This is a genomic window from Rhodanobacter sp. OK091, assembly GCF_900142825.1.
Lineage (GTDB): Bacteria > Pseudomonadota > Gammaproteobacteria > Xanthomonadales > Rhodanobacteraceae > Rhodanobacter.
This window is the reverse complement of the sequence record NZ_FRCH01000002.1, coordinates 453,159-473,161: the sequence shown is the minus strand read 5'-3', so window position 1 is coordinate 473,161 and position 20,003 is coordinate 453,159. Positions and strand designations below refer to the sequence as shown.

Below are 20,003 nucleotides of genomic sequence, written 5' to 3'. Positions count from 1 at the left end.
CTTATTCCAACCCGTCCAGAATTTCGTCGAGCTTCTCGGGGGTGAGACGCTCGTGGTAATGCCCATTCACCGTCATCGCCGGCGCGTATACGCAAGCCGCGATGCATTCCTCTTCCTGCTTCAGATAGACGCGGCCGTCCGGCGTGCTTTCACCGGTCTTGATGCCGAGCTTCTTCTCGCAGTGGCGCACCAGGCCTTCCGCGCCATTGAGCCAGCAGGAGATGTTGGTGCAGATCGCCACGTTGTTGCGGCCGACCGGCTTGGTCTCCAGCATGGAGTAGAAGCTGGAAACTTCGTACGCCCATACGGCAGGCAAGTCGAGATACTTCGCGACGGCGGTGATCAGCTCGTCGGTGAGGAAGCCACGGTTCTGCTCCTGCGCGGCGAACAGCGCCTGGATCAGCGCCGAGCGCTTGCGATCCGGCGGGAACTTGGCCACCCACTCATCGATGTGATGGCGGGTATGGTCGGTGAGTACGGCGAGCGGATCGACGTTCCTGACCTGCTCGAAATGTCCGGTGGCTTTCATGCGTTTCTCCGTCGTGCCGGCTCAGCGATCCACTTCGCCGAACACGAGGTCATAGGTACCGATCATGGCCACCACGTCGGCGAGCATGTGTCCGCGCACGATGGTGTCCATGGATGACAGGTGGGCAAAACCCGGTGCGCGCAGATGCACGCGGAACGGCTTGTTGGCGCCATCGGAAACCAGATAGCAGCCGAACTCGCCTTTCGGCGCCTCGACTGCGGCATAGGTCTCGCCGGCCGGCACGCAGTAGCCTTCGGTGAACAGTTTGAAGTGATGGATCATGGCTTCCATGTCCTCCTTCATCTCGACCCGCGACGGCGGCGCGACCTTGAAGTTCTGCACCATCACCGGGCCGGGATTGGCCTTCAGCCACTTCACGCACTGCTGGATGATCCGGTTCGACTGGCGCATCTCTTCCACGCGGCACAGGTAACGGTCGTAGCAGTCGCCGCCGACGCCGACCGGAATGTCGAAATCCATCTCGGCGTACTTCGCGTACGGCTGCTTCTTGCGCAGATCCCAGGCCACGCCCGAACCGCGCAGCATCACGCCGGTCATGCCCCACTGCTGGGCCAGCTCCGGACTGATCACGCCGATGCCGACGGTGCGCTGCTTCCAGATGCGGTTGGTGGTGAGCAGATCTTCGTACTCGTCCACCTTCGAGGGGAAGTCGGCGGTGAACGCCTCGAGGTAATCCAGCATCGAACCTTCGCGCCAGCTGTTGATGCGCTTCAGGTCCTTGCCCTTGTGCCATGGCGACTCGCGGTACTGCGACATCTGCGCCGGCAGGTCACGATAGACGCCGCCCGGACGGTAGTAGGTCGCGTGCATGCGCGCGCCCGACACCGCCTCGTACACGTCCATCAGTTCCTCGCGTTCGCGGAACGCGTACAGGAACACCGCCATGGCGCCCAGATCGAGCGCGTTCGAACCGATCCACATCAGGTGGTTCAGGATGCGGGTGATCTCGTCGAACATGGTGCGGATGTACTGCGCGCGTTCCGGCGCCTCGATCCCCAGCAGGTTCTCGATCGCCTTCACATAGGCGTGCTCGTTGCACATCATCGAAACGTAGTCGAGCCGGTCCATGTAGCCGATCGACTGGTTGAACGGCTTGGACTCGGCCAGCTTCTCGGTACCACGATGCAGCAGGCCCACGTGCGGATCGGCGCGGACGATGGTCTCGCCGTCCATCTCCATCACCAGGCGCAGCACGCCGTGTGCGGCCGGATGCTGCGGGCCGAAGTTCATCGTGTAGTTGCGGATTTCCTGCATGCTCAATTCTCCCGCCAGTGATCGGCGGCTTCGGCCTTGGCCTGCATCAGGTCGGCGTCGTTGCGGATGGTGCGCGGCACCAGCACGCGCGGTTCGATCGACACCGGTTCGTAGATCACCCGCTTCTGCTCGGGGTCGTAACGCACCTCGACATTGCCGATCAACGGGAAGTCCTTGCGGAACGGATGGCCGACGAAACCGTAGTCGGTGAGGATGCGGCGCAGATCCGGATGGCCATCGAAGATGATGCCGTAGAGGTCGAACGCCTCACGCTCGAACCAGTTCACGCCCGGCCAGACCAGGGTCAGCGACGGCACCACCGGCAGGCTGTCGTCCGCGCAGAACACGCGCAGGCGCAGGCGGCGATTGTGTTCGATCGACAGCAGATGAATCACCGCGGCGAAGCGGCGCGGCTGATTGTCGCCGCTGCCGCGCGGGCGCCCGGCCCAGTCGAAACGGCCCATTGCCTGGCCTTCCACGCCACGCGAGAAACCGTCACCGGCAGCCGTGTCGGTCTCCCACTCGGTCTGGCCATAGCCGAGGTAATCGATGCCGCACAGATCGATCAGCTCGCTGAAGCGGAAACCAGGCTCGTCGCGCAGCGCAGTGGCCACGGCGATCAGGTCGGCAGCGGCCAGCTCGGCGGTGATTTCGTTGCGTTGCGTGCTGATGCTCAACGTGTCGCCGAATCGCGCAGCAAGACGTTCGGCCAGCGAGGTCGCAGGTGTGTCGGACATATCAGGGCCTCACGAACGCGCGATGGTGCTGGTGCGACGGATCTTCTTCTGCAATTGCAGGATGCCGTGGATCAGCGCTTCGGCCGTAGGCGGACAGCCCGGCACGTAGATGTCCACCGGCACGATGCGATCGCAACCGCGCACCACCGAATAGGAGTAATGGTAATAACCACCGCCGTTCGCGCAGCTGCCCATCGAGATCACCCATTTCGGCTCGGGCATCTGGTCATAGACCTTGCGCAGCGCCGGGGCCATCTTGTTGACCAGGGTGCCGGCCACGATCATCACGTCGGACTGGCGCGGACTCGGGCGGAAGATCACGCCGTAGCGGTCCAGATCCAGTCGCGCCGCGCCGGCGTGCATCATCTCGACCGCACAACAGGCCAGGCCGAAGGTCATCGGCCACATCGAGCCGGTGCGCGCCCAGTTCATCAGCGCGTCGACACTGGTCGTGGCAAAGCCGCGCTGAACCACCGGGTTGTCGCCGGCCGGCCGCAGAATGTCGTCGACAAAATTCAGTGGCTGCGGGTTATGCATCACTTTGTCGATGGAGGAGATCACTCCCATTCCAGTGCTCCCTTTTTCCACACGTAGGCAAAGCCGACAATCAGCAGCAGCAGGAACGCCGCCATCTCGACCAGCGCGGTCACGCCAATCTGCTGGAACACCACCGCCCACGGAAACAGGAAGGCGATTTCCAGATCGAAGATGATGAACAGGATGGCGAGCAGGTAGTAGCGCACGTCGAAGCGCATGCGGGCGTCTTCAAACGCCTCGAAGCCGCACTCGTACGGCGCAAGTTTTTCCGCCTCGGGACGACGCGGGCCGGCCAGCAGGCCGACCGCCAGCAGCACCAGGCCGAGACCGGTGGCAACGCCGATGAACAACAGAACGGGCCAGTATTCGGCAAGCACGATGCAACTTACCTCCGCGCCATCAGGCGCATCAGTGACCGCGGGGACTAATCCAAGTAACTCACGGTCCGGCGACTTCGATTCGGCAGGCCGGCACAGCCATGGGCCGCGCCGCCACGCCTGCAGGTCTGAAACCACAAGCGTCCGATGTTCCGCGAGATGAGCTCGCGAATCTCGCCATTGTATCAGTGCGTATGGGTACAACAAGCCTTGACGGGCAACAGCGTGCGGATTATCGCCATGTATTTCACATGGTGTGGGTGGCCCGCTCCGAGGTCAGCGTGCCGGCGAGAATGTTCTCGATCCGGCTGCGGGCGGCTTCGGCATCGCCCGATTCGTTGAAGTGGACGCCGATGCCTGCCGTGCGGTTGCCCTGCGCACCCACCGGGCTGATCCAGACCACCTTGCCGACCACCGACAACCGTTCGGTCTCCTCGGCCAGGGTTACCAGCAGCACCACCTCGTCACCGAGCGAATACGACTGCGCCGTCGCCGCAAACAATCCGCCATGCTTCAGGAACGGCATGTACGCGTTGTACAGCGAGGCCGCGTCCTTGATTTTCAGTGAAATGATGCCCTGACGGGCAGCCATGGGTTTCATGCTGGGCTCCTGCCGGACGCGCTAGCCGTCCGATCGATGGTACCGATCTTAGACGCTGTGCCACACGCGCACCACAGTTGCGGCATTCCTCATGCCGTATCTGTGCTTCGCGGCAGTATTTTCATCCGCCGTACGGCTGGCCGGCCAGCAGCGACTGGCGCTCATTGACCAGGTTTCCCCACGACACGGGCGGCACCCAGCCGGCGACCCATCCCGGCACGGCCGCGGCCGGCATTGGCCGCGAAATCGAAAACCCCTGCAGCTGATGGCAACCCAGCGAAGCCAGCAGGTCACCCTGCTCCGCTGTCTCCACGCCTTCGGCAATCACCGTCTTGGCCAGCATGCGGGCGGTGGTGATGACGCCCGCCGCGATCGCCATGTTGCGTTCGTCGCTGGGGATGTCGCGCACAAAGCTCTGGTCGAGCTTGATGTGTTCGATGTCGAGTTTCTGGATATGGCTCAACGAGGCACTGCCGGTACCGAAATCATCCAGGCCCACGCGGATGCCGCGCCGGCGGCATTCCTCGATGACGGTCTTGGCGCGGAAATGATCCATCGACGGACCGGTTTCGGTCACCTCGATCGCGAAACCCACATCCATCACGTCCGGGTAGGTCTCGAGTACGGCATCGATATCGGTGAAGAACGCCGGATGCAGCAGATGGCGGGTACTGATGTTGATCGAGACCGGGATCGAGACGCCCGCCCGCATCCAGGACTGGCAGCATTTCAAAGCCTCATCCAGCACATAGCGACCGATCGGCCGGGCCAGTTGGGGGTCATCCAGCACATGCATGAACTCGATCGGCTCGATCAATTCCTGTCCGGTGTCATCCAGGCGCAGCAGCGCCTCCATGCCGGCCACCCCGTTCAGGCCGGGCAAGCCATCGATATATACGATCGGCTGGAACAGCAGTTGCAGATGCGACTGTTGCAGCGCCTGCGCGACCCGTTCGTGCATTGCCTGCAGCCGCAATTGCTCCAGCTCCATCGCCGGCTCGTACAGCGAGCCCCGATCCTTGCCGTCTTCCTTTGCCGCATACATCGCCAGGTCGGCATGGCGAACCAGGCCTTCGGCGTCGGATGCGTCCAGCGGAAACAGGGTCCAGCCAATGCTGGCCGACAGATACAACTGCTCGCCCATCAGGTTGAACGGTGCCCGCAAGGCCTGCAGGATGCAGCGGCTGATGACGTCAAGCTGCTCCCGACTGTCGAGCCCCGGAATCACCAGCGCAAATTCATCGCCACCGAAGCGGGCCAGCACGTCCGCTTCGCGCAGCATGTCGAGGATGCGTGCCGAAGCTTCCGTCAGCACATGGTCGCCACCGCTGTGCCCGACCGTGTCATTGACGCTCTTGAAGCGATCGAGATCGAGCACGCCGACGGCCAGCAGCGAATGCTGCCTGGTGGCTTGCACCCGCGCGTGTTCCAGCAAGTCGAACAACAGGCGCCGATTCGGCAGACCCGTAACGACGTCGTAGAAGGCCAGTCGTTCGACCCGGACCTCATGCAATTTCTGTTCGGTGACATCGCGCTGATGCCACAACCGCCCCTGCGGCACGCCATCGATGGTGATCGGAATGAAGTCGCGCAGGAAAGTGCGGCCGCCCTTGATGGCGACCTCGTCGCCCCTCACCGCCTCGTTCCTGGCCAGAATGTCCTGGATCCGCTGCCACTCGCGGTCGGGATCTTCGAGGGTGGGCTTCAAGCGCTCGTAGATCGTGGCCGAAGCGAGATTTTCCAGTTCGGAAGGGGCCTCGGGCAACCCGAAAAGTTCGCAGAACGCCTCGTTGACGAACTTAACGCGGTTGTCCTCGGACATCACCAGCACACCGGAGTACTGGTTCGACAGCACCGTCTGGAAATGCTGCAGGTTGAAGCGCAGATCCTGCTCGGCAGCAAAGCGTGCGGCACGCGCGCGCTGCATCTGGATGCCCAACCCCAACTCGGTCGCCATTTCCGAAAAAATCTGCAGCTCGACCGGAGCAAACACATCGGCTTCAGCCGCGGCGATGACGAACACACCGACCACGAGTCCTTCCACCAGCAGTGGAAGTGCCAGCAGCGCGCGCGGGCCCGACGGGTCGCCAGCAAACGGCCAGTCCGGGCGGCCTGACGATCGCGCATGTCTCAGATGGGGCTGGCACGCCAGTATCGCGATGACGGCTGCGTCATCGGCATGCATGGCGTCTTTCAGGTCCAGCGGAGACTCCCACTCGCGCTGCTCCGCCAGACCATCCCGTGCGTGCAAGCGCAGCGTTTGACCGCCATCGCCCTCCAGCAAGGCAATCCGGGTTGCCTGATAACCGCCCATCTGCCTCACAACCCGACAAGCATCTGTCAACAAAGTCTGCTCGTCATGGCTGTGCGTCACCACCTTCACCATCTCGCTGAGCAGGCGCAACGCGCGTCGCTGGCAAGCCTCCTCCTGCACCGATTGCAGCAGCAAGGTGCGCTGCTCGTGTACCTCCAGCCCCAGTCCGATGCTGGCAGCGGCTTGCTGCAGCAACTCGATCATGCGCGGCGAAAAGTAGCCGGGATGCGAGGACCGTATCACCAGCCCCGCGCACACTTCGCCAAATTTCATGATCGGCACGGCAACGACAGAAGCGATGCCATGCCGTACATACGCCGGACGGAACATTTCCAGGCCCGGCGTATGGCGGATATCGTTTTCCAGCTGCGGCACTCCTTGCCAGAACGACGGTTGCGCCACCGAGAACGGCATGTGCTCGGGATAGATATCCGCCATGCCTGGCGCAACTCGGGCAGGAGCAATCCGGTGAAACCATCCGGTGCCGTGATCGACCTCGCCCACCATCACCCGCAGGGCGCCGATCCGGCGCTCGAGCACCTCAATGACGGCCTCGTAGAGTGCGGGTGGGTCGAGCGAGCGAACCAGCAACTGACTGATGTCGAAAAGCGCCGCGTAGAAATGCTCGCTGGACGCGGCTTCCTGCGCTGGACTGGCATCTAACGAATTCAGATCCGGGTTGTTCATTCAGTTGATCAGCCGGGTAAACGGAGCCAGCGGCTTGCTTCGACGTCGCAGCTGGGTCGACAACCGGTTTCGATGATGTCGCGGTGACAGCTCAACCCCTGGCTGCACCCGCATCATCATTTCCCCCACGACAGAAACTAGCCCTGTCAATTGCGCTATGCAATACCGGCGCCCACGATGAAACGCAGTTCAGAGCGCGCACCAGCCCCAGTGGTCGAATATCCACACAGAGGGCAGATCCAATGCCAGCCTGGCGAAACGCGGAGCGGCAGCCGTACCAGCCAAAACCATCAGCTGATAAGCATCCTGATCGTGACTGTCGCGTTGGAGCGGAGCGTGCCGCCAGCGCCAGCTCTGTGCTCCCGCCGCACTGACCACGCTCAGCCGTAACCATGGCCGCAACCATCTCGATGGCCGCCATGGGAGGGTCGAAGAAGAAGCCGTCGGCATCGCCGATAGGTCGAGATAGCGTTCCGGCATGTCGGTCAGGCGACACAGGCGTTTGCTGCTCAAGGCCATCTGGCTGCGATGCGCTGCCAGCGCGTTGCGCTTGTTCGCTGTTTGCGCGGCCGAGCCATGGATTTCGATGAAACCGTTGTAATGCGCGTGGCCATGCACCAGATAGGCCAACAGTCGAGGCGGATCCGACTGCCCGGCCAACGCCAGCCGCACCAGGACATGCGCCGAGCCGTGGTCGGGATGACGGTCGTCCAGCGCCGGCAGCGCGACCAGGTCGGGACGAAACCGCTGGATTGCCGAAGCCAGCGCCGGTACCGCCTCAGCTGTCGCGTGCAGCAGCATGTCGGTGACCCCCATATCCGGCCAGCCCAGCGTCTGCAGCGCCGGTGTCGGCGCGCCAAGGCAGTGCAGTGCCTGCAGCAATTCCGAGTGCCGGCGCCGTCCCCAGCGCTGCCGATCGGCGGCGCCGATCCATACGCGCCGCTCCAGCCAGCGCTGCGGCCATGGATTGTTGTCGCCCGCCGTCAGCAGCAGGATGCGCACCTCGCCGCCCGCCGCCAGCACCTGCTGGATCAGCAGACCGGTGGCGATGGTTTCGTCGTCCGGATGCGGCGCCACCACCAGCAAGCGGGTCTGCGCGGAAAACGCCGGCAATCCGTTCGTCGGCATCGTCGGAGGCGGATTCGCGGCGAACTCGTTCAACGCCACTGCGCCAGCAGTTCCAGCAGCAGCAAGTCGCCACGCAATGGACCGCGCAAGCCCTCGCGGGTGCGGTTGACCGCGCCGTACCAGTGGCCCAGCGCTTCGACGTCCATGGCGCTGGCCAGGGGTCCGCCGCGCTCGGCCGAGCGCGCCTTGATCTCGTCGGCGGCAGCCTGGGCGGCGAACCACAACCGCTGCGCCGGCTCGTTGTCCAGCCAGCGTTTGACGACATCCAGCGGCTGGCCACGGCCCGCGGCGAGTGCGGCCAGGTCCTTGCGAACTTCCAGCCGGCGATCGAGCGCGCCCTCCTGCGCCCAGGCACGGGCCAGACCGGGATTGCCGCCGGCGGCATCGAGTGCGGTGGCCGCATCGCGCACACCTTCACTCTGCAGCCACGCCAATGCCTCGGCAGCAGCCGGCAGATGGAATTCGATACGCTGACAGCGACTGCGTATGGTTTGCGGCAAGCGCCATGGCGCATCGCCCAGCAAGATCAGCATGGTCTGCGTGGCAGGCTCCTCCAGCGTCTTCAGCAAGGCGTTGGCGGCGGCCGGATTCATCGCATCGGCCGGGTCGATGGTGGCGACCTGCCAGCCGCCGAACTGGCTGCGCATGGCCAGTCGCGCCGACAGTTCGCGGATCTGGTCGACCACGATCTCGCTGCGCATCACGCCATCCTTACGCAGGCCGAAGCTCAGCGGAATCACGTCCGGATGCGTGCCGGCGGCAACCAGCAGGCAACTACGGCAACGGCCGCACGGATCGCCGTCGGTGGATTCCGAGCACAACAAGCCCTGCACGAAACGCTGGGCGAACGCGCGCTTGCCCAAGCCCGCCGCGCCGCATAGCAACAAGGCATGCGGCAACGCATCGCGCTGGCGGCGTGCCTGCAGCCGCGCCCAGTGTTCGGCGTGCCAGGGCAAGAGGTTCATGCCGGCGAACCTCCCACCAGCACGGCCAGCGCACGTGTGGCCTCTTGCAGCACCGCCGCGGGCGACTGGCTGGCATCGATCACCCGGAAACGATCCGGCTCGGCCGCAGCGCGTTCGCGATAGCTCATGCGCACGCGTTCGAAAAAAGCATCGGCCTCGACCTCGATGCGGTCGGCGTCGCCGCGGCCGGCAGCGCGGGCACGTCCGGTCGCCACCGGCAGATCGAGCAGCAAGGTCAGGTCGGGTTTCACGCCAGCACAGGCCCAGCGTTCCAGCTCGGCAATGCGCGCGACAGGCTGGCCGCGGCCGCCGCCTTGATAAGCGTAGCTGGCATCGGCAAAGCGGTCGCACAGTACCCATTGCCCGGCGCTCAGGGCCGGCTCGATCAGCTCGCGCACGAGCTGCGCCCGCGAGGCGAACATCAGCAGCAACTCGGTTTCGGCAGCCAGCGCGCGCTGGGCCGGATCGAGCACGATCGCACGCACGGCCTCGCCGACGGCGGTGCCGCCAGGCTCGCGCGTCTGCACCAGCGCAATGCCGCTCTGTTCGATGTAGGCGCGCAGGCCGGCCAGCAAGGTGCTCTTGCCGGCGCCTTCGCCGCCTTCGAGGCTGATGAACTTTCCGCGCACCGCGCTCATTGGCAATGTTTCCGTTGATAGCAGTCGACGTGGCGATTGTGTTCCTCCAGCGTGCTGGAAAAAACGTGACCGCCATCGCCGCGGGCGACGAAATAAAGCGCGTCACCGGCGGCCGGATGCAGTGCCGCCTGCAGCGCCGCCTTGCCCGGCAGTGCAATCGGTGTCGGCGGCAGTCCGGGCCGGGTATAGGTGTTGTAAGGGGTATCGGTGGTGAGGTCGCTCTTGTGGATATTGCCGGCGTAGCTCGAGCCCATGCCGTAGATCACGCTGGGGTCGGTCTGCAGCAACATGTGATTCTGCAGGCGCCGCACGAACACGCCGGCGATCTGCGCGCGCTCGTCGGGGCGGCCGGTTTCCTTCTCCACGATCGAAGCGAGGATCAGCGCGTCGTACGGCGTTGCCAGCGGCAGATCCTTGGCACGCGACGGCCACAGCGTATCGAGCGTCTTTACCATGGCGCCATGCGCACGCCGGAGAATGTCCAGGTCGCTGTCACCTTTCACGTAGGCGTAGGTCTCCGGCAAGAAGCGTCCCTCGGGTGCCTCGCCGGGGGCGCCGATCTTCTGCATGATCGTTGCGTCGTCCAGGTTGACGCTGTCGTGGCCGAGCTTGTCGGCCTTGGTGAGCGCCTGGCGCAACTCGCCGAAAGTCCAGCCGTCGACGATGGTGAAATTGCGCTGCAACACCTTGCCGGCCGCCATGTTGGCGAGCAACTGGCGCGGGGTGATGCCTAGGTCCAGGGCGTACTCGCCGGCGTGCAGCTTGCCTGCCACGCGCATCTGCTCGGCCAGCAACCGCCAGTACCAGGTATTGGCCGTGCTCAGGTTGCGCTGGTGCAATTCGCCGACGATGTTCCTGAAGCTGGTGCCGCGGCCGACGTCGATGCTGTCGCCCTGCGCCGTCACGTTCAGCGGCGCGCGGCTGAAACGACTGAAGTCGTACCAGCCATAGGCCAGCGCAGCGGCCAGCACCAGCAGCATGATCAGCAACACACGTGGCCGCACGCGCCCACGCATCGATTTGTCACTCATCCGCCCTGCTCCATCGTAATCCCAGATCGCGCCAATGCTGTTGCAACTGGCGGGTTGTCCCGCCCACCGGATAATCCTGCTTGTCCAGTGAACGTACCGGCAGGATGCCGCGCACGCTCGAACTGAGAAAAACCTCGCTGGCCCCCAACAAGGCGTCCAGCGTCAGCGCACCGACCTGCGTTTGCGGGCAGGCCGCCAGCACTTCGGCACGGGCAACACCGGCCACGCCGCAGCGATCCAGCGCCGGGGTCAGCAGCATGCCGTCGACGACCGCAAACAGGTTGGCCATGGTCGCCGAAATCACCCTTCCATGACTATCGCACAGCACACCCTCGGCGATCGCCGGGTCGCTCCACTCGGCCCGCGCCAGCACTTGTTCCAGTCGATTGAGATGTTTCATGCCCGCCAGCAGCGGCTGTTCCGCCAGGCGGATATCGCATACGCGCATGCGAACGCCTTGCGCATATGCCGAATCTGCGACCTGCGGCGGGGCGAAAGCCGCCACCACGCGCATCGGCTGCGGCGCTGCCGGCAACGCGTAACCGCGCTCGCCGATACCCCGCGTCACGGTGATGCGTACCACCGAGTGCGGCATGTCGCGGGTGACTTCCAGGACCTCGGACCACAGCTGCATCGTATCGGGCGGCGGTATGCGCAGGCGCCCGCAGCTTTCGACCAGTCGCCGCATGTGGCGCGACCACAACGGCGCCACGGCATCGACGAGCCGGATGCTCTCGAACAAGCCATCGCCGTAAGCCAGGCCGCGATCCAATGCGGGCACCTGGTCAGCGGCCACGCCGTTGATCAGCATGCGCACGGCCATCAATCCGGCACTCCCAGCGCGCGCAATAGACCGCGGGCCTTGGCGCGGGTTTCATCCAGTTCACTCGCTGCCACTGAATCGGCAACGATGCCGGCACCGGCGCGCAGGCTGACTTCATGGCCGGTCAGGGTCAGGGTGCGGATCAGGATGTTCAAATCGAGGTCACCGTTGCGATCGAGATAACCCAGCGCGCCGGTGTACGCACCACGCGGCGCGTCTTCCAGTGCGGCAATGATTTCCATGCAACGCACCTTGGGACACCCGGTGATGGTGCCACCGGGGAAAGTGGCCGCGATCACTTCGCCAGGTGTCACCTCGGCACGCAGGTGGCCACGTACATTGGAGACAATGTGGTGAACGTGGGCGTAACTTTCCACCGCCATCAACTCATCGACCTCGACCGTGCCCGGCACGCAGACGCGGCCAAGATCGTTGCGCTCCAGGTCGATCAGCATCACATGCTCGGCGCGCTCCTTCGGATGCGCGCTCAATTCGCGGATGCGCGCCAGCTCGTCATCACCGGGCAACCGCGGCCGCGTACCGGCAATCGGCCGGGTCTGCGCCACGCCGCGGCGTACTTCGACCAGCCGCTCGGGCGATGAACTGACCACGGCCCATTCCGGTTGCTGCAGCAGGCCGGCAAACGGTGCCGGATTGGCCTGGCGCAGCACCGCGTACAGCGCCGCCGGCAGCGGTGGCTGCGCATAACGCGCCCGCCAGGCCCGCGACAGATTCACCTGAAAAATGTCGCCGGCGTACAGATGTTCGTGAATGCGCGTCACACCGTCCAGAAAACGCTGCGGCGCATCTTCTTCCCACGCTATCGGTGCAACCAGCGACGGAATCGATGGAGTTGTCGCGAGATCTCGCTCCAGCGCATCGAGTACGTGCTCATGGCCCGCCTCGGCAATCAGGATCGTGCAGTCGCGTGCGTGGTCGACGATCACCGCCGCCGGGCAGCGCACGGCGAGTGCCACCGGCAATGCCGCAGGCGCCCGCAGATTCAATTTCGGCTCGATCTCGCCGGCCAGTTCGTACGCCAGGAACAGTACCCAGCCGCCATGAAACGGCAGCTCATCGTCGTCCGGTTGCAATCGTTCGGCTTGCCAGGCCGCGTCCAGCGCATCGAGGAAACGTCCCGCGCGCAGGTTGCCCGCACCATCGCGGAGCCGGCCGTCCACGTGCAGCACGAGCCGGTCACCGGGAAACGCGAACAGAATGTCGTAACGCGACTGCGCGGTGCCGCGCACCACGCTTTCCAGCAGGCACGGATAGCGCTCCGGAAATGAAGCGGCCGGCGCGAGCAAGTCGCGCCGGCCTTTCAGGGTACGCTGCTGGCAGGTCACGCTCAGGCGCGACGGAATGCCAGCGTGCCGTTGGTGCCGCCGAAGCCGAACGAATTGGAGATCGCCACATCGAGCTTCGCCTCGCGCGCGGTATGCGGCACGAAGTCCAGATCGCAGCCTTCGCTTGGCTCGTCCAGGTTGATCGTCGGCGGCAACACCTGATCGCGCAGCGCCAGAATGGTGAAGATGGCTTCGACGCCGCCGGCCGCACCCAGCAGATGCCCGGTCGTCGACTTGGTCGAGCTCATCGCCAGCTTGTAGGCGTGATCGCCGAAGATCTTCTTCGCCGCCATCACCTCGCCCAGATCGCCGAGTGGCGTGGAGGTGCCATGCGCATTGACGTATTGCACATCGGTCGGCGCGACGTGGGCATCGTTCAACGCGCTCTGCATGCAGCGCGCCGCGCCCTCGCCACCCTCGCTCGGTGCGGTCATGTGGAACGCGTCACCGCTCATGCCGAAGCCGACCAGCTCGGCGTAGATCCGGGCGCCGCGCGCCTTGGCGTGTTCGTACTCTTCCAGCATCAGCACGCCGGCACCGTCGGACAGCACGAAGCCGTCGCGGTCCTTGTCCCACGGACGGCTGGCCTTGGTCGGGTCGTCGTTGCGGGTAGACATCGCCTTGGCCGAGCAGAAGCCGGCCATCGCGGTACCGGTGGTGGCGAACTCGGTGCCGCCGGCGATCATCGCATCGGCATCGCCGTACTGGATCATCCGCGCAGCCAGGCCGATGTTGTGGGTCGCCGTGGTGCATGCGGTGACACAGGCGATGTTCGGCCCTTTCAGCCCGAACATGATCGACAACTGGCCCGACACCATGTTGATGATCGAACTGGGCACGTAGAACGGCGAGACCCGGCGTGGCCCCTTGGCAGCCAGTTCCAGCGTGGTCGCCTCGATCGTGTACAGGCCGCCGATGCCGGCGCCGACCGCCACGCCGATGCGCGGCGCGTTTTCTTCGGTCACTTCCAATCCGGAATCGCGCAACGCCTGGGTGCCCGCCGCCACGCCGTAGTGGATGAACGGGTCCATCTTCTTGACGTCCTTGACCGGCATCCACTGCGCCGGATCGAAGCCGCTGACCTGACCGGCGATGCGCGTGGAATAAGCGGAGGTATCGAAATGGGTGACCGGGCCGATCCCGCTGACACCTTTGAGAACACGCTCCCAGGCGGTGGCGATATCGTTGCCGACCGGCGAGATGATGCCCATGCCGGTCACTACTACTCGACGCTTGCTCATGCTGTATTCCTTCGTGATTCCGCAAAACCACCGTCAGCGGGTACTTCGCGATACCGATCGCAGATACGTCATCCGCCGTGGCAGCGACGCATCCCGCACACCATACGGGGTCGGACGTTACAAAATGCAGAAACGAAAACTGCGCCAAGAAGGCGCAGCGTTCGATATTCCCACTTGGACAGACTGGCCAATGAAATGCCTGCCAGTCCGGCAGGGGGCATGCAATCCCGAATCGATCGGTGCCTGATCAATCCATTCCGTGCCAATCAATCCTTGGAGTGGGCCTTGATGTAATCCACGGCCTGCTGCACGGTGGTGATCTTCTCGGCGTCTTCGTCGGGAATCTCGGTCTCGAACTCTTCCTCGAGCGCCATCACCAGTTCCACCGTGTCCAGCGAGTCTGCGCCCAGATCGTCCACGAACGAAGCGTTCGCCGTGACTTCATCTTCCTTCACGCCCAACTGCTCGATGACGATTTTCTTGACGCGCTCTTCGATGGTGCTCATGTTGCCCATACCTCTCAAGGAGTAAATGTTTGTCTGTGCCGGCGTAATGCCCGCAAAAGGCCGGCGGCATTGTAGTGGCTAAACCGCCAAGCCGCCACGATTCGCCGGTGATACCAGGAAGCAGTCCATGGGGACCGACGCGAAAGCGCAATTGTCGCCTAAAACGAGCCCGCTGGCGACAACTGCTTCCACAAGCCTTACGCCATATACATGCCGCCGTTGACGTGCAGGGTTTCGCCGGTGATGTAGGCCGCCGCCGGCGAGGCCAGGAAACCCACCGCCTTGGCGATGTCGGCGACCTCACCGAGCCGGCCCAGCGCGATCTGGCCGAGCAGTGCCTGCTTCGACTCTTCCGGCAGCGAGCGGGTCATGTCGGTGTCGATGAAGCCCGGCGCCACCACGTTGACGGTGATGCCACGGCTACCGATCTCGCGCGCCAGCGACTTGGAGAACGCGATGATGCCGGCCTTGGCCGCAGCGTAGTTCGCCTGACCCGGGTTGCCGGTGAGGCCGATCACCGAGGCGATCGAGATGATGCGGCCCTTGCGCGCCTTCATCATGCCCCGCATCACTGCCTTGGAAGTTCGATAGACCGAGCTGAGGTTGGTATCGAGGATGATGTTCCAGTCTTCCTCGCGCATCCGCATCAGCAGCTGGTCGCGAGTGATGCCGGCGTTGTTGACCAGGATCGACACCGCACCGAATTCCTTGGCAATGCTGTCGACCAGTGCGTCGACGGCGGCACTGTCAGTGACATTCAGCATGCGGCCATGGCCACCGTGCGCAGCCAGCCGATCGCCGATCGCGCTGGCGCCGCTCTCGCTGGTCGCCGTGCCGATCACGGTGGCGCCCATTCCCGCCAATTCATCGGCGATGGCCGCACCGATGCCGCGGCTGGCGCCGGTGACCAGCGCGATTTCACCTTGCAGTGGGTTGCTCATCTGTAGAGGTTCCTGACATTCGAAAAAGGGAATCGTGCGTGCCGCGAAAGATCACACCCATTCGGCGCGTGCGGCATCCAGTTCTGCCGGCGCACCGATGGCGCGCGCCTCGAGAGCCTTGTCGATGCGCTTGACCAGGCCCGTCAGCACCTTGCCCGGACCGCATTCGGCGACCCGCGTGGCGCCACCGGCGGCCAGTGTCTGCACGCATTCGGTCCAACGTACGGGCAGATACAGCTGGCGCTGCAGCGCGCCGCGAATCTCTTCCACCGTGCCGTAACTGCGCGCCTCGGCGTTCTGCACTACCGGGATCGACGGCAACTGCCAGGCGATCGAGGCCATCCGTTCACCCAGCCGATCGGCGGCTTCGCGCATCAGCGCACAGTGCGACGGCACCGACACCGCCAGCCTGATGGCTTTCTTCACACCCAGCTCGGCAAGTCTCGCCAGCGCACGCTCGACCGCCTCGGCATTGCCGGCGATCACCAATTGGCCTGGCGAATTGAAGTTGGCCGGCGATACCACCTGTCCTTGCGCCACTTCCTCGCATACCGCAGCGATCTGCGCATCGTCGCCACCGAGGATCGCCGCCATCGCGCCGACGCCAGCTGGCACGGCCGCCTGCATCAGTCGGCCACGTTCGGCTACCAAGGCTGCCGCGTCATGCAGCGACAGCGCACCGGCGCAGACCAGCGCGCTGTATTCACCCAGGCTGTGACCGGACAACTGGGTCGGTTGCGCGCCACCGAGTTTCTGCCATACCCGCCACACCGCCACGCTGGCGGCGAGCAATGCCGGCTGGGTGTTTTCGGTGCGGTTGAGCTGCTCTTCCGGTCCCTGCGCGCTCAAGTTCCACAGATCGAGCCCGGCGCCTTGCGAGGCCTCTTCGAACGTCGCCTCCACTTCAGCATGCGCGGCGGCCAGTTCGGCCAGCATGCCGACCGACTGCGACCCCTGCCCGGGAAAAACGAAAGCGAGCGTAGCGGAAGTTGAACTCATGGATGCGCGAACCCCATAGGCGAAAGCCGCCATGGTGCCATGCATCGCCGCCCATACGCAGCTGTATTCGTTATTTTGCAGGCGGAAAAAACAAGACGCCGCCCGGAGGCGGCGTCCTCGAGAAACTTCGACCACCGCGACTCAGTAGCGCAGCAACGTCGAGGCCCAGGTGAAGCCGCCGCCGAACGCCTCCAGCAGCAGGTTCTGGCCGCGCTGCACCTTGCCCGAACGCACGGCGTAGTCGAGCGCCAGCGGCACCGAGCCGGACGAGGTGTTGGCATGCTTGTCGACCGTCACGATGACCCGCTCCATCGACATCTTCAGGCGCTTGGCGGTCGCTTCGATGATGCGCAAATTGGCCTGGTGCGGAATCAGCCAATCGATATCCGACTCGATCATGCCGGCCGCCTGCAGCGTTTCATCGACCAGCGAATCCAGCGTCTTCACCGCGACCTTGAACACCTCGCGACCGGACATCTTGATGCGCACGCCGTGATTGGGTTCGTCCTTGAAGCCGACCGACACGCCGACCGGGTTGTACAGCAGATGCTTGAAACCGCCGTCGGCATGCAGGCAGGTGGCATAGATGCCCGGTGCGCTTGAAGCCTCCAGCACTACCGCACCGGCGCCATCGCCGAACAGCACGCAGCTTTCGCGTTCGGTCCAGTCGACCATGCGGGTCAGCGTCTCGGCGCCGATCACCAGCACCTTCTTCGACTGGCCGCTCTTGATGAACTTGTCGGCGATGCCCAGTGCGTAGACGAAGCCCGAGCACGCCGCATTGACGTCGAACGCGGCACAACCATTCGCACCGAGCCGGTGCTGCACCAGGCAGGCCGTCGAGGGAAAGATGATGTCCGGCGTGGTGGTGCCGAGAACGATCAGATCGAGTTCGGAAGCCTTGACGCCGGCCGCTTCCAGCGCACGCTGCGCGGCAAGGAAAGCCAGATCGCCGGTGGTCTCGCCGTCGGCCGCGATGTGGCGCTGGCGGATACCGGTGCGGCTGTGGATCCATTCGTCACTGGTGTCGACGATCTTTTCCAGATCGGCGTTGGTGACCACACGCTCAGGCAAGGCGCTGCCGGTGGCGATGATGCGGGTGTAGATCTGAGACATTCAGCTATCCATCGACGAATACAGAGGATCGAGCGCCATGGGCGTCTGCGCAACAGCGCAACGTTACGTTCTGGCGCCACTAAACGCAAAACGGCGCGTCACCGCGCCGTCTCGCATGACCACATTCCGGGATCCCTCAGGATTCCGCGGAATCGATCAATCCTCGACCGCCACCGCACCCTTGGTGTCGATCACTTTCTTGCCGCGATAGTAGCCGTCCTTGGTGACGTGATGGCGCAGATGCACTTCGCCACTGGTCGGATCGGTGGACAGCTGCACGGTCTTCAGCGCGTCGTGCGAACGACGCATGCCGCGGGTGGACGGGGTACGGCGGCTCTTGGCAACTGCCATGGTAATTCTCCAACGGAAACTTGATGATCTGTTGCGGCATGACCCGGATCGGATGACCGGGTCGGTGGTTACTTCTTCAGTTCGCGCAGTACCGCGAACGGATTTTCGGAGCGCTCGTCACCGGTCGTATGGTCGGCCGGGTCGTAGCCTGTCACTTCGTCGGGCAGGCTGCTGTCCGGATTGATCGGAACCAGCGGCAGCACCAACAACAATTCGTCTTCAATCACATCCGCCGGATTCAATCGGCCATCCTCGGCCACCAGCAGCGGTTCGCAATCAGGCGGCAAGCCAGCCTCGTCGCGCTCCTGTTTGATCAGGCCAAGCCGGGTATTCACCTCGACCGGCAGTACAAACGGCTCCAGCGTGCGCTGACAGACCAGTGCCAGCGAAGCCTGAGCACGAACATCGACATAGCTGATGCCGAGGCTGTCGCGCCCGAAATCCAGCTCGAACTGCACCACCCCGTCCGCACTCGCCAACACCTCGCAAAGGCGTGACATGGCCGCGATGGGTAGCGTTCCCTCGAACGAACGCCGCGCCGAGACCATGCGCCAAGCGTCCACGGACTCTGGCAGTGTCACGGACATAATCGCGAAATGTTAGGTTCGAAGCCGCCCGAAGTCAACTGGCACGACGCCGGAACGGCATCAAAGTGCCTCGGAAGCCACCTATTTTGCCTGATCCGGCCCCAATGCGGCAGACTGAATCTCCCTGTCGCCCGAGCCGCTGCCCTTGAACCCCTATTTGACGCTCGGCACCACCGCGCTGCTGGTGCTGTTGATTGCCCTGCTGGGCGCGGTCTGGCTGCTGCGCCGACGCCAGGCACAACGCGGCGCCAGCCTGCGCGGCCTGCTTGACCTGGCCGACCGGCTCGAAGCGGACCTCAAGACCTGCCGATCCGGCCTGCAGCAGGCGCACGCGGTGATGTCGCTCAATCCCGACCTGCCCGCCGCCAGCGAACAGGACGCACAACATGCGATCGACGCCGGCCTGCGCGGCCTGTTGCAGCAACGCCTGTGGATCCGCGATCGCTCGCCGCAGGCCAGTCAGCGGGAGCTGGACGAGGCCGCCGCCTCGATGCGCAGCACCCGCGACCGCCTGCAACCCTTGCTGCAGGCGCTCACACAGGCCCAGAGTGACCTGAACAGCGCCATGCGCGAACACATCCGGCGCGATTCGGATACATGATGGCACCCCACCCCACGCCGCCCCGGATCGTACTGGGCTCGACCTCGCGCTACCGCGGCGAACTGTTGCGCCGGCTGATCGCGGATTTCGAGCAGTCGGCCCCTGGCACCGATGAGACCCCGTTGCCGGATGAAGTACCAGCGGAACGCGCCCTGCGGCTGGCCGTCACCAAGGCCGAAGCGGTGGCCGGCCGTTCGCGCGACGCGCTGGTGATCGGTTCCGACCAGGTCGCCGAACTCGACGGCATGATTCTCGACAAGCCCGGCACCGCCGAACGCGCCCGCGCCCAGCTCGCCGCCAGCTCAGGCCGCGAAGTGCACTTTCATACCGCGCTGTGCCTGCTCGATACCCGCGACGGGCGGCGGCATACCCATGTCGATCACACCCGCGTACTTTTTCGCGAACTGGGCCTGGCGGAGATCAACCGTTATATCGAACGCGAACAGCCGCTCGACTGTGCCGGCAGTTTCAAGTGCGAGGGCCTGGGCATCAGCTTGTTCGAGTCGATCGACAACCGTGATCCCAGCGCGCTGATCGGGTTGCCGCTGATCGCGCTGGCGCGGCTGCTGCGTGAAACAGGCATCGATCTGCCGTAGGGTTCGACGCACCGAACCATCGCTACACTGCTGCAGTCGTGTCCGCGTAGCACGCATGTCCCCCGTCCCCCGATCCA

The 20,003-nt window shown here is 64.4% G+C and carries 22 protein-coding genes; 2 read left to right on the top strand and 20 right to left on the bottom strand.

Translation table 11 applies throughout. The features are described from left to right. Position 1 precedes the first annotated feature (1 nt). The 20 genes from nuoE to BUA26_RS11620 form a co-directional block, all read right to left on the bottom strand. On the bottom strand, positions 2-529 hold the full coding sequence (gene nuoE, locus BUA26_RS11715) for an NADH-quinone oxidoreductase subunit NuoE (RefSeq protein WP_072760914.1): 528 nt from the start codon (positions 527-529) through the stop codon (positions 2-4). Between the two features lie 21 nt (positions 530-550). Next, on the bottom strand, positions 551-1,804 hold the full coding sequence (locus BUA26_RS11710; protein ID WP_072760913.1) for an NADH-quinone oxidoreductase subunit D: 1,254 nt from the start codon (positions 1,802-1,804) through the stop codon (positions 551-553). 2 nt (positions 1,805-1,806) lie between these two features. Continuing rightward, positions 1,807-2,541 carry an NADH-quinone oxidoreductase subunit C gene (locus BUA26_RS11705; RefSeq protein ID WP_072760912.1) on the bottom strand — a complete coding sequence of 245 codons (735 nt, stop codon included), beginning with the start codon at positions 2,539-2,541 and terminating at the stop codon, positions 1,807-1,809. A gap of 9 nt (positions 2,542-2,550) precedes the next feature. Next, complete coding sequence (locus BUA26_RS11700) at positions 2,551-3,108, bottom strand: NuoB/complex I 20 kDa subunit family protein (protein WP_072760911.1); 558 nt, start codon at positions 3,106-3,108, stop codon at positions 2,551-2,553. Continuing rightward, entirely contained in the window at positions 3,099-3,455 is a 357-nt protein-coding gene (gene ndhC / locus BUA26_RS11695; protein WP_072760910.1) for an NADH-quinone oxidoreductase subunit A, read from the bottom strand. The genes BUA26_RS11700 and ndhC overlap by 10 nt, the downstream gene beginning before the upstream one ends. Before the next feature lie 247 nt (positions 3,456-3,702). Beyond that, positions 3,703-4,056, bottom strand: a complete 354-nt coding sequence (locus BUA26_RS11690; RefSeq protein ID WP_072760909.1) for a PilZ domain-containing protein — start codon at positions 4,054-4,056, stop codon at positions 3,703-3,705. A gap of 121 nt (positions 4,057-4,177) precedes the next feature. Then, the gene (locus BUA26_RS11685) at positions 4,178-7,057 is read right to left on the bottom strand and encodes a bifunctional diguanylate cyclase/phosphodiesterase (protein WP_072760908.1); all 2,880 of its coding nucleotides are present in this window, start codon (positions 7,055-7,057) and stop codon (positions 4,178-4,180) included. A gap of 189 nt (positions 7,058-7,246) precedes the next feature. Beyond that, the gene (locus tag BUA26_RS11680; RefSeq protein ID WP_343124222.1) at positions 7,247-8,218 is read right to left on the bottom strand and encodes a PIG-L deacetylase family protein; all 972 of its coding nucleotides are present in this window, start codon (positions 8,216-8,218) and stop codon (positions 7,247-7,249) included. Further along, complete coding sequence (gene holB / locus BUA26_RS11675) at positions 8,215-9,150, bottom strand: DNA polymerase III subunit delta' (protein WP_072760907.1); 936 nt, start codon at positions 9,148-9,150, stop codon at positions 8,215-8,217. Before holB ends, BUA26_RS11680 begins: the two co-directional genes overlap by 4 nt. Then, the gene (tmk, locus tag BUA26_RS11670; RefSeq protein ID WP_072760906.1) at positions 9,147-9,788 is read right to left on the bottom strand and encodes a dTMP kinase; all 642 of its coding nucleotides are present in this window, start codon (positions 9,786-9,788) and stop codon (positions 9,147-9,149) included. Before tmk ends, holB begins: the two co-directional genes overlap by 4 nt. Next, positions 9,785-10,819: an endolytic transglycosylase MltG gene (gene mltG / locus BUA26_RS11665; protein WP_072760905.1), complete on the bottom strand. Its 1,035-nt coding sequence runs from the start codon at positions 10,817-10,819 to the stop codon at positions 9,785-9,787. Before mltG ends, tmk begins: the two co-directional genes overlap by 4 nt. Next, a complete protein-coding gene (pabC, locus tag BUA26_RS11660; RefSeq protein ID WP_072760904.1) occupies positions 10,812-11,642 on the bottom strand; it encodes an aminodeoxychorismate lyase in 831 nt (276 codons plus the stop codon). The genes mltG and pabC overlap by 8 nt, the downstream gene beginning before the upstream one ends. Beyond that, positions 11,642-12,967 (bottom strand): aminodeoxychorismate synthase component I, encoded by a 1,326-nt coding sequence (locus BUA26_RS11655; RefSeq protein ID WP_255368374.1) that lies wholly within the window; start codon positions 12,965-12,967, stop codon positions 11,642-11,644. Before BUA26_RS11655 ends, pabC begins: the two co-directional genes overlap by 1 nt. Positions 12,968-12,990: 23 nt before the next feature. Next, positions 12,991-14,229, bottom strand: coding sequence for a beta-ketoacyl-ACP synthase II (fabF, locus tag BUA26_RS11650; RefSeq protein ID WP_072760900.1), 1,239 nt, complete (start codon positions 14,227-14,229; stop codon positions 12,991-12,993). 266 nt (positions 14,230-14,495) lie between these two features. Continuing rightward, on the bottom strand, positions 14,496-14,735 hold the full coding sequence (gene acpP, locus BUA26_RS11645) for an acyl carrier protein (protein WP_007805185.1): 240 nt from the start codon (positions 14,733-14,735) through the stop codon (positions 14,496-14,498). A 197-nt stretch (positions 14,736-14,932) separates the two neighbouring features. Next, a complete protein-coding gene (fabG, locus tag BUA26_RS11640) occupies positions 14,933-15,676 on the bottom strand; it encodes a 3-oxoacyl-ACP reductase FabG (RefSeq protein WP_072760898.1) in 744 nt (247 codons plus the stop codon). Positions 15,677-15,727: 51 nt separating this feature from the next. Further along, complete coding sequence (fabD, locus tag BUA26_RS11635; RefSeq protein WP_072760896.1) at positions 15,728-16,675, bottom strand: ACP S-malonyltransferase; 948 nt, start codon at positions 16,673-16,675, stop codon at positions 15,728-15,730. A 141-nt stretch (positions 16,676-16,816) separates the two neighbouring features. Beyond that, positions 16,817-17,791 (bottom strand): beta-ketoacyl-ACP synthase III, encoded by a 975-nt coding sequence (locus BUA26_RS11630; protein ID WP_072760894.1) that lies wholly within the window; start codon positions 17,789-17,791, stop codon positions 16,817-16,819. Positions 17,792-17,947: 156 nt separating this feature from the next. Then, positions 17,948-18,142 (bottom strand): 50S ribosomal protein L32, encoded by a 195-nt coding sequence (gene rpmF / locus BUA26_RS11625; RefSeq protein ID WP_072760892.1) that lies wholly within the window; start codon positions 18,140-18,142, stop codon positions 17,948-17,950. Between the two features lie 68 nt (positions 18,143-18,210). Beyond that, positions 18,211-18,690 (bottom strand): YceD family protein, encoded by a 480-nt coding sequence (locus BUA26_RS11620; RefSeq protein WP_072760890.1) that lies wholly within the window; start codon positions 18,688-18,690, stop codon positions 18,211-18,213. A gap of 184 nt (positions 18,691-18,874) precedes the next feature. Here BUA26_RS11620 and BUA26_RS11615 point away from each other — a divergent pair, with 184 nt between their 5' ends. Next, the gene (locus tag BUA26_RS11615; protein ID WP_072760888.1) at positions 18,875-19,330 is read left to right on the top strand and encodes a hypothetical protein; all 456 of its coding nucleotides are present in this window, start codon (positions 18,875-18,877) and stop codon (positions 19,328-19,330) included. Beyond that, entirely contained in the window at positions 19,327-19,926 is a 600-nt protein-coding gene (locus BUA26_RS11610; protein ID WP_072760886.1) for a Maf family protein, read from the top strand. The genes BUA26_RS11615 and BUA26_RS11610 overlap by 4 nt, the downstream gene beginning before the upstream one ends. Positions 19,927-20,003: the final 77 nt, after the last annotated feature.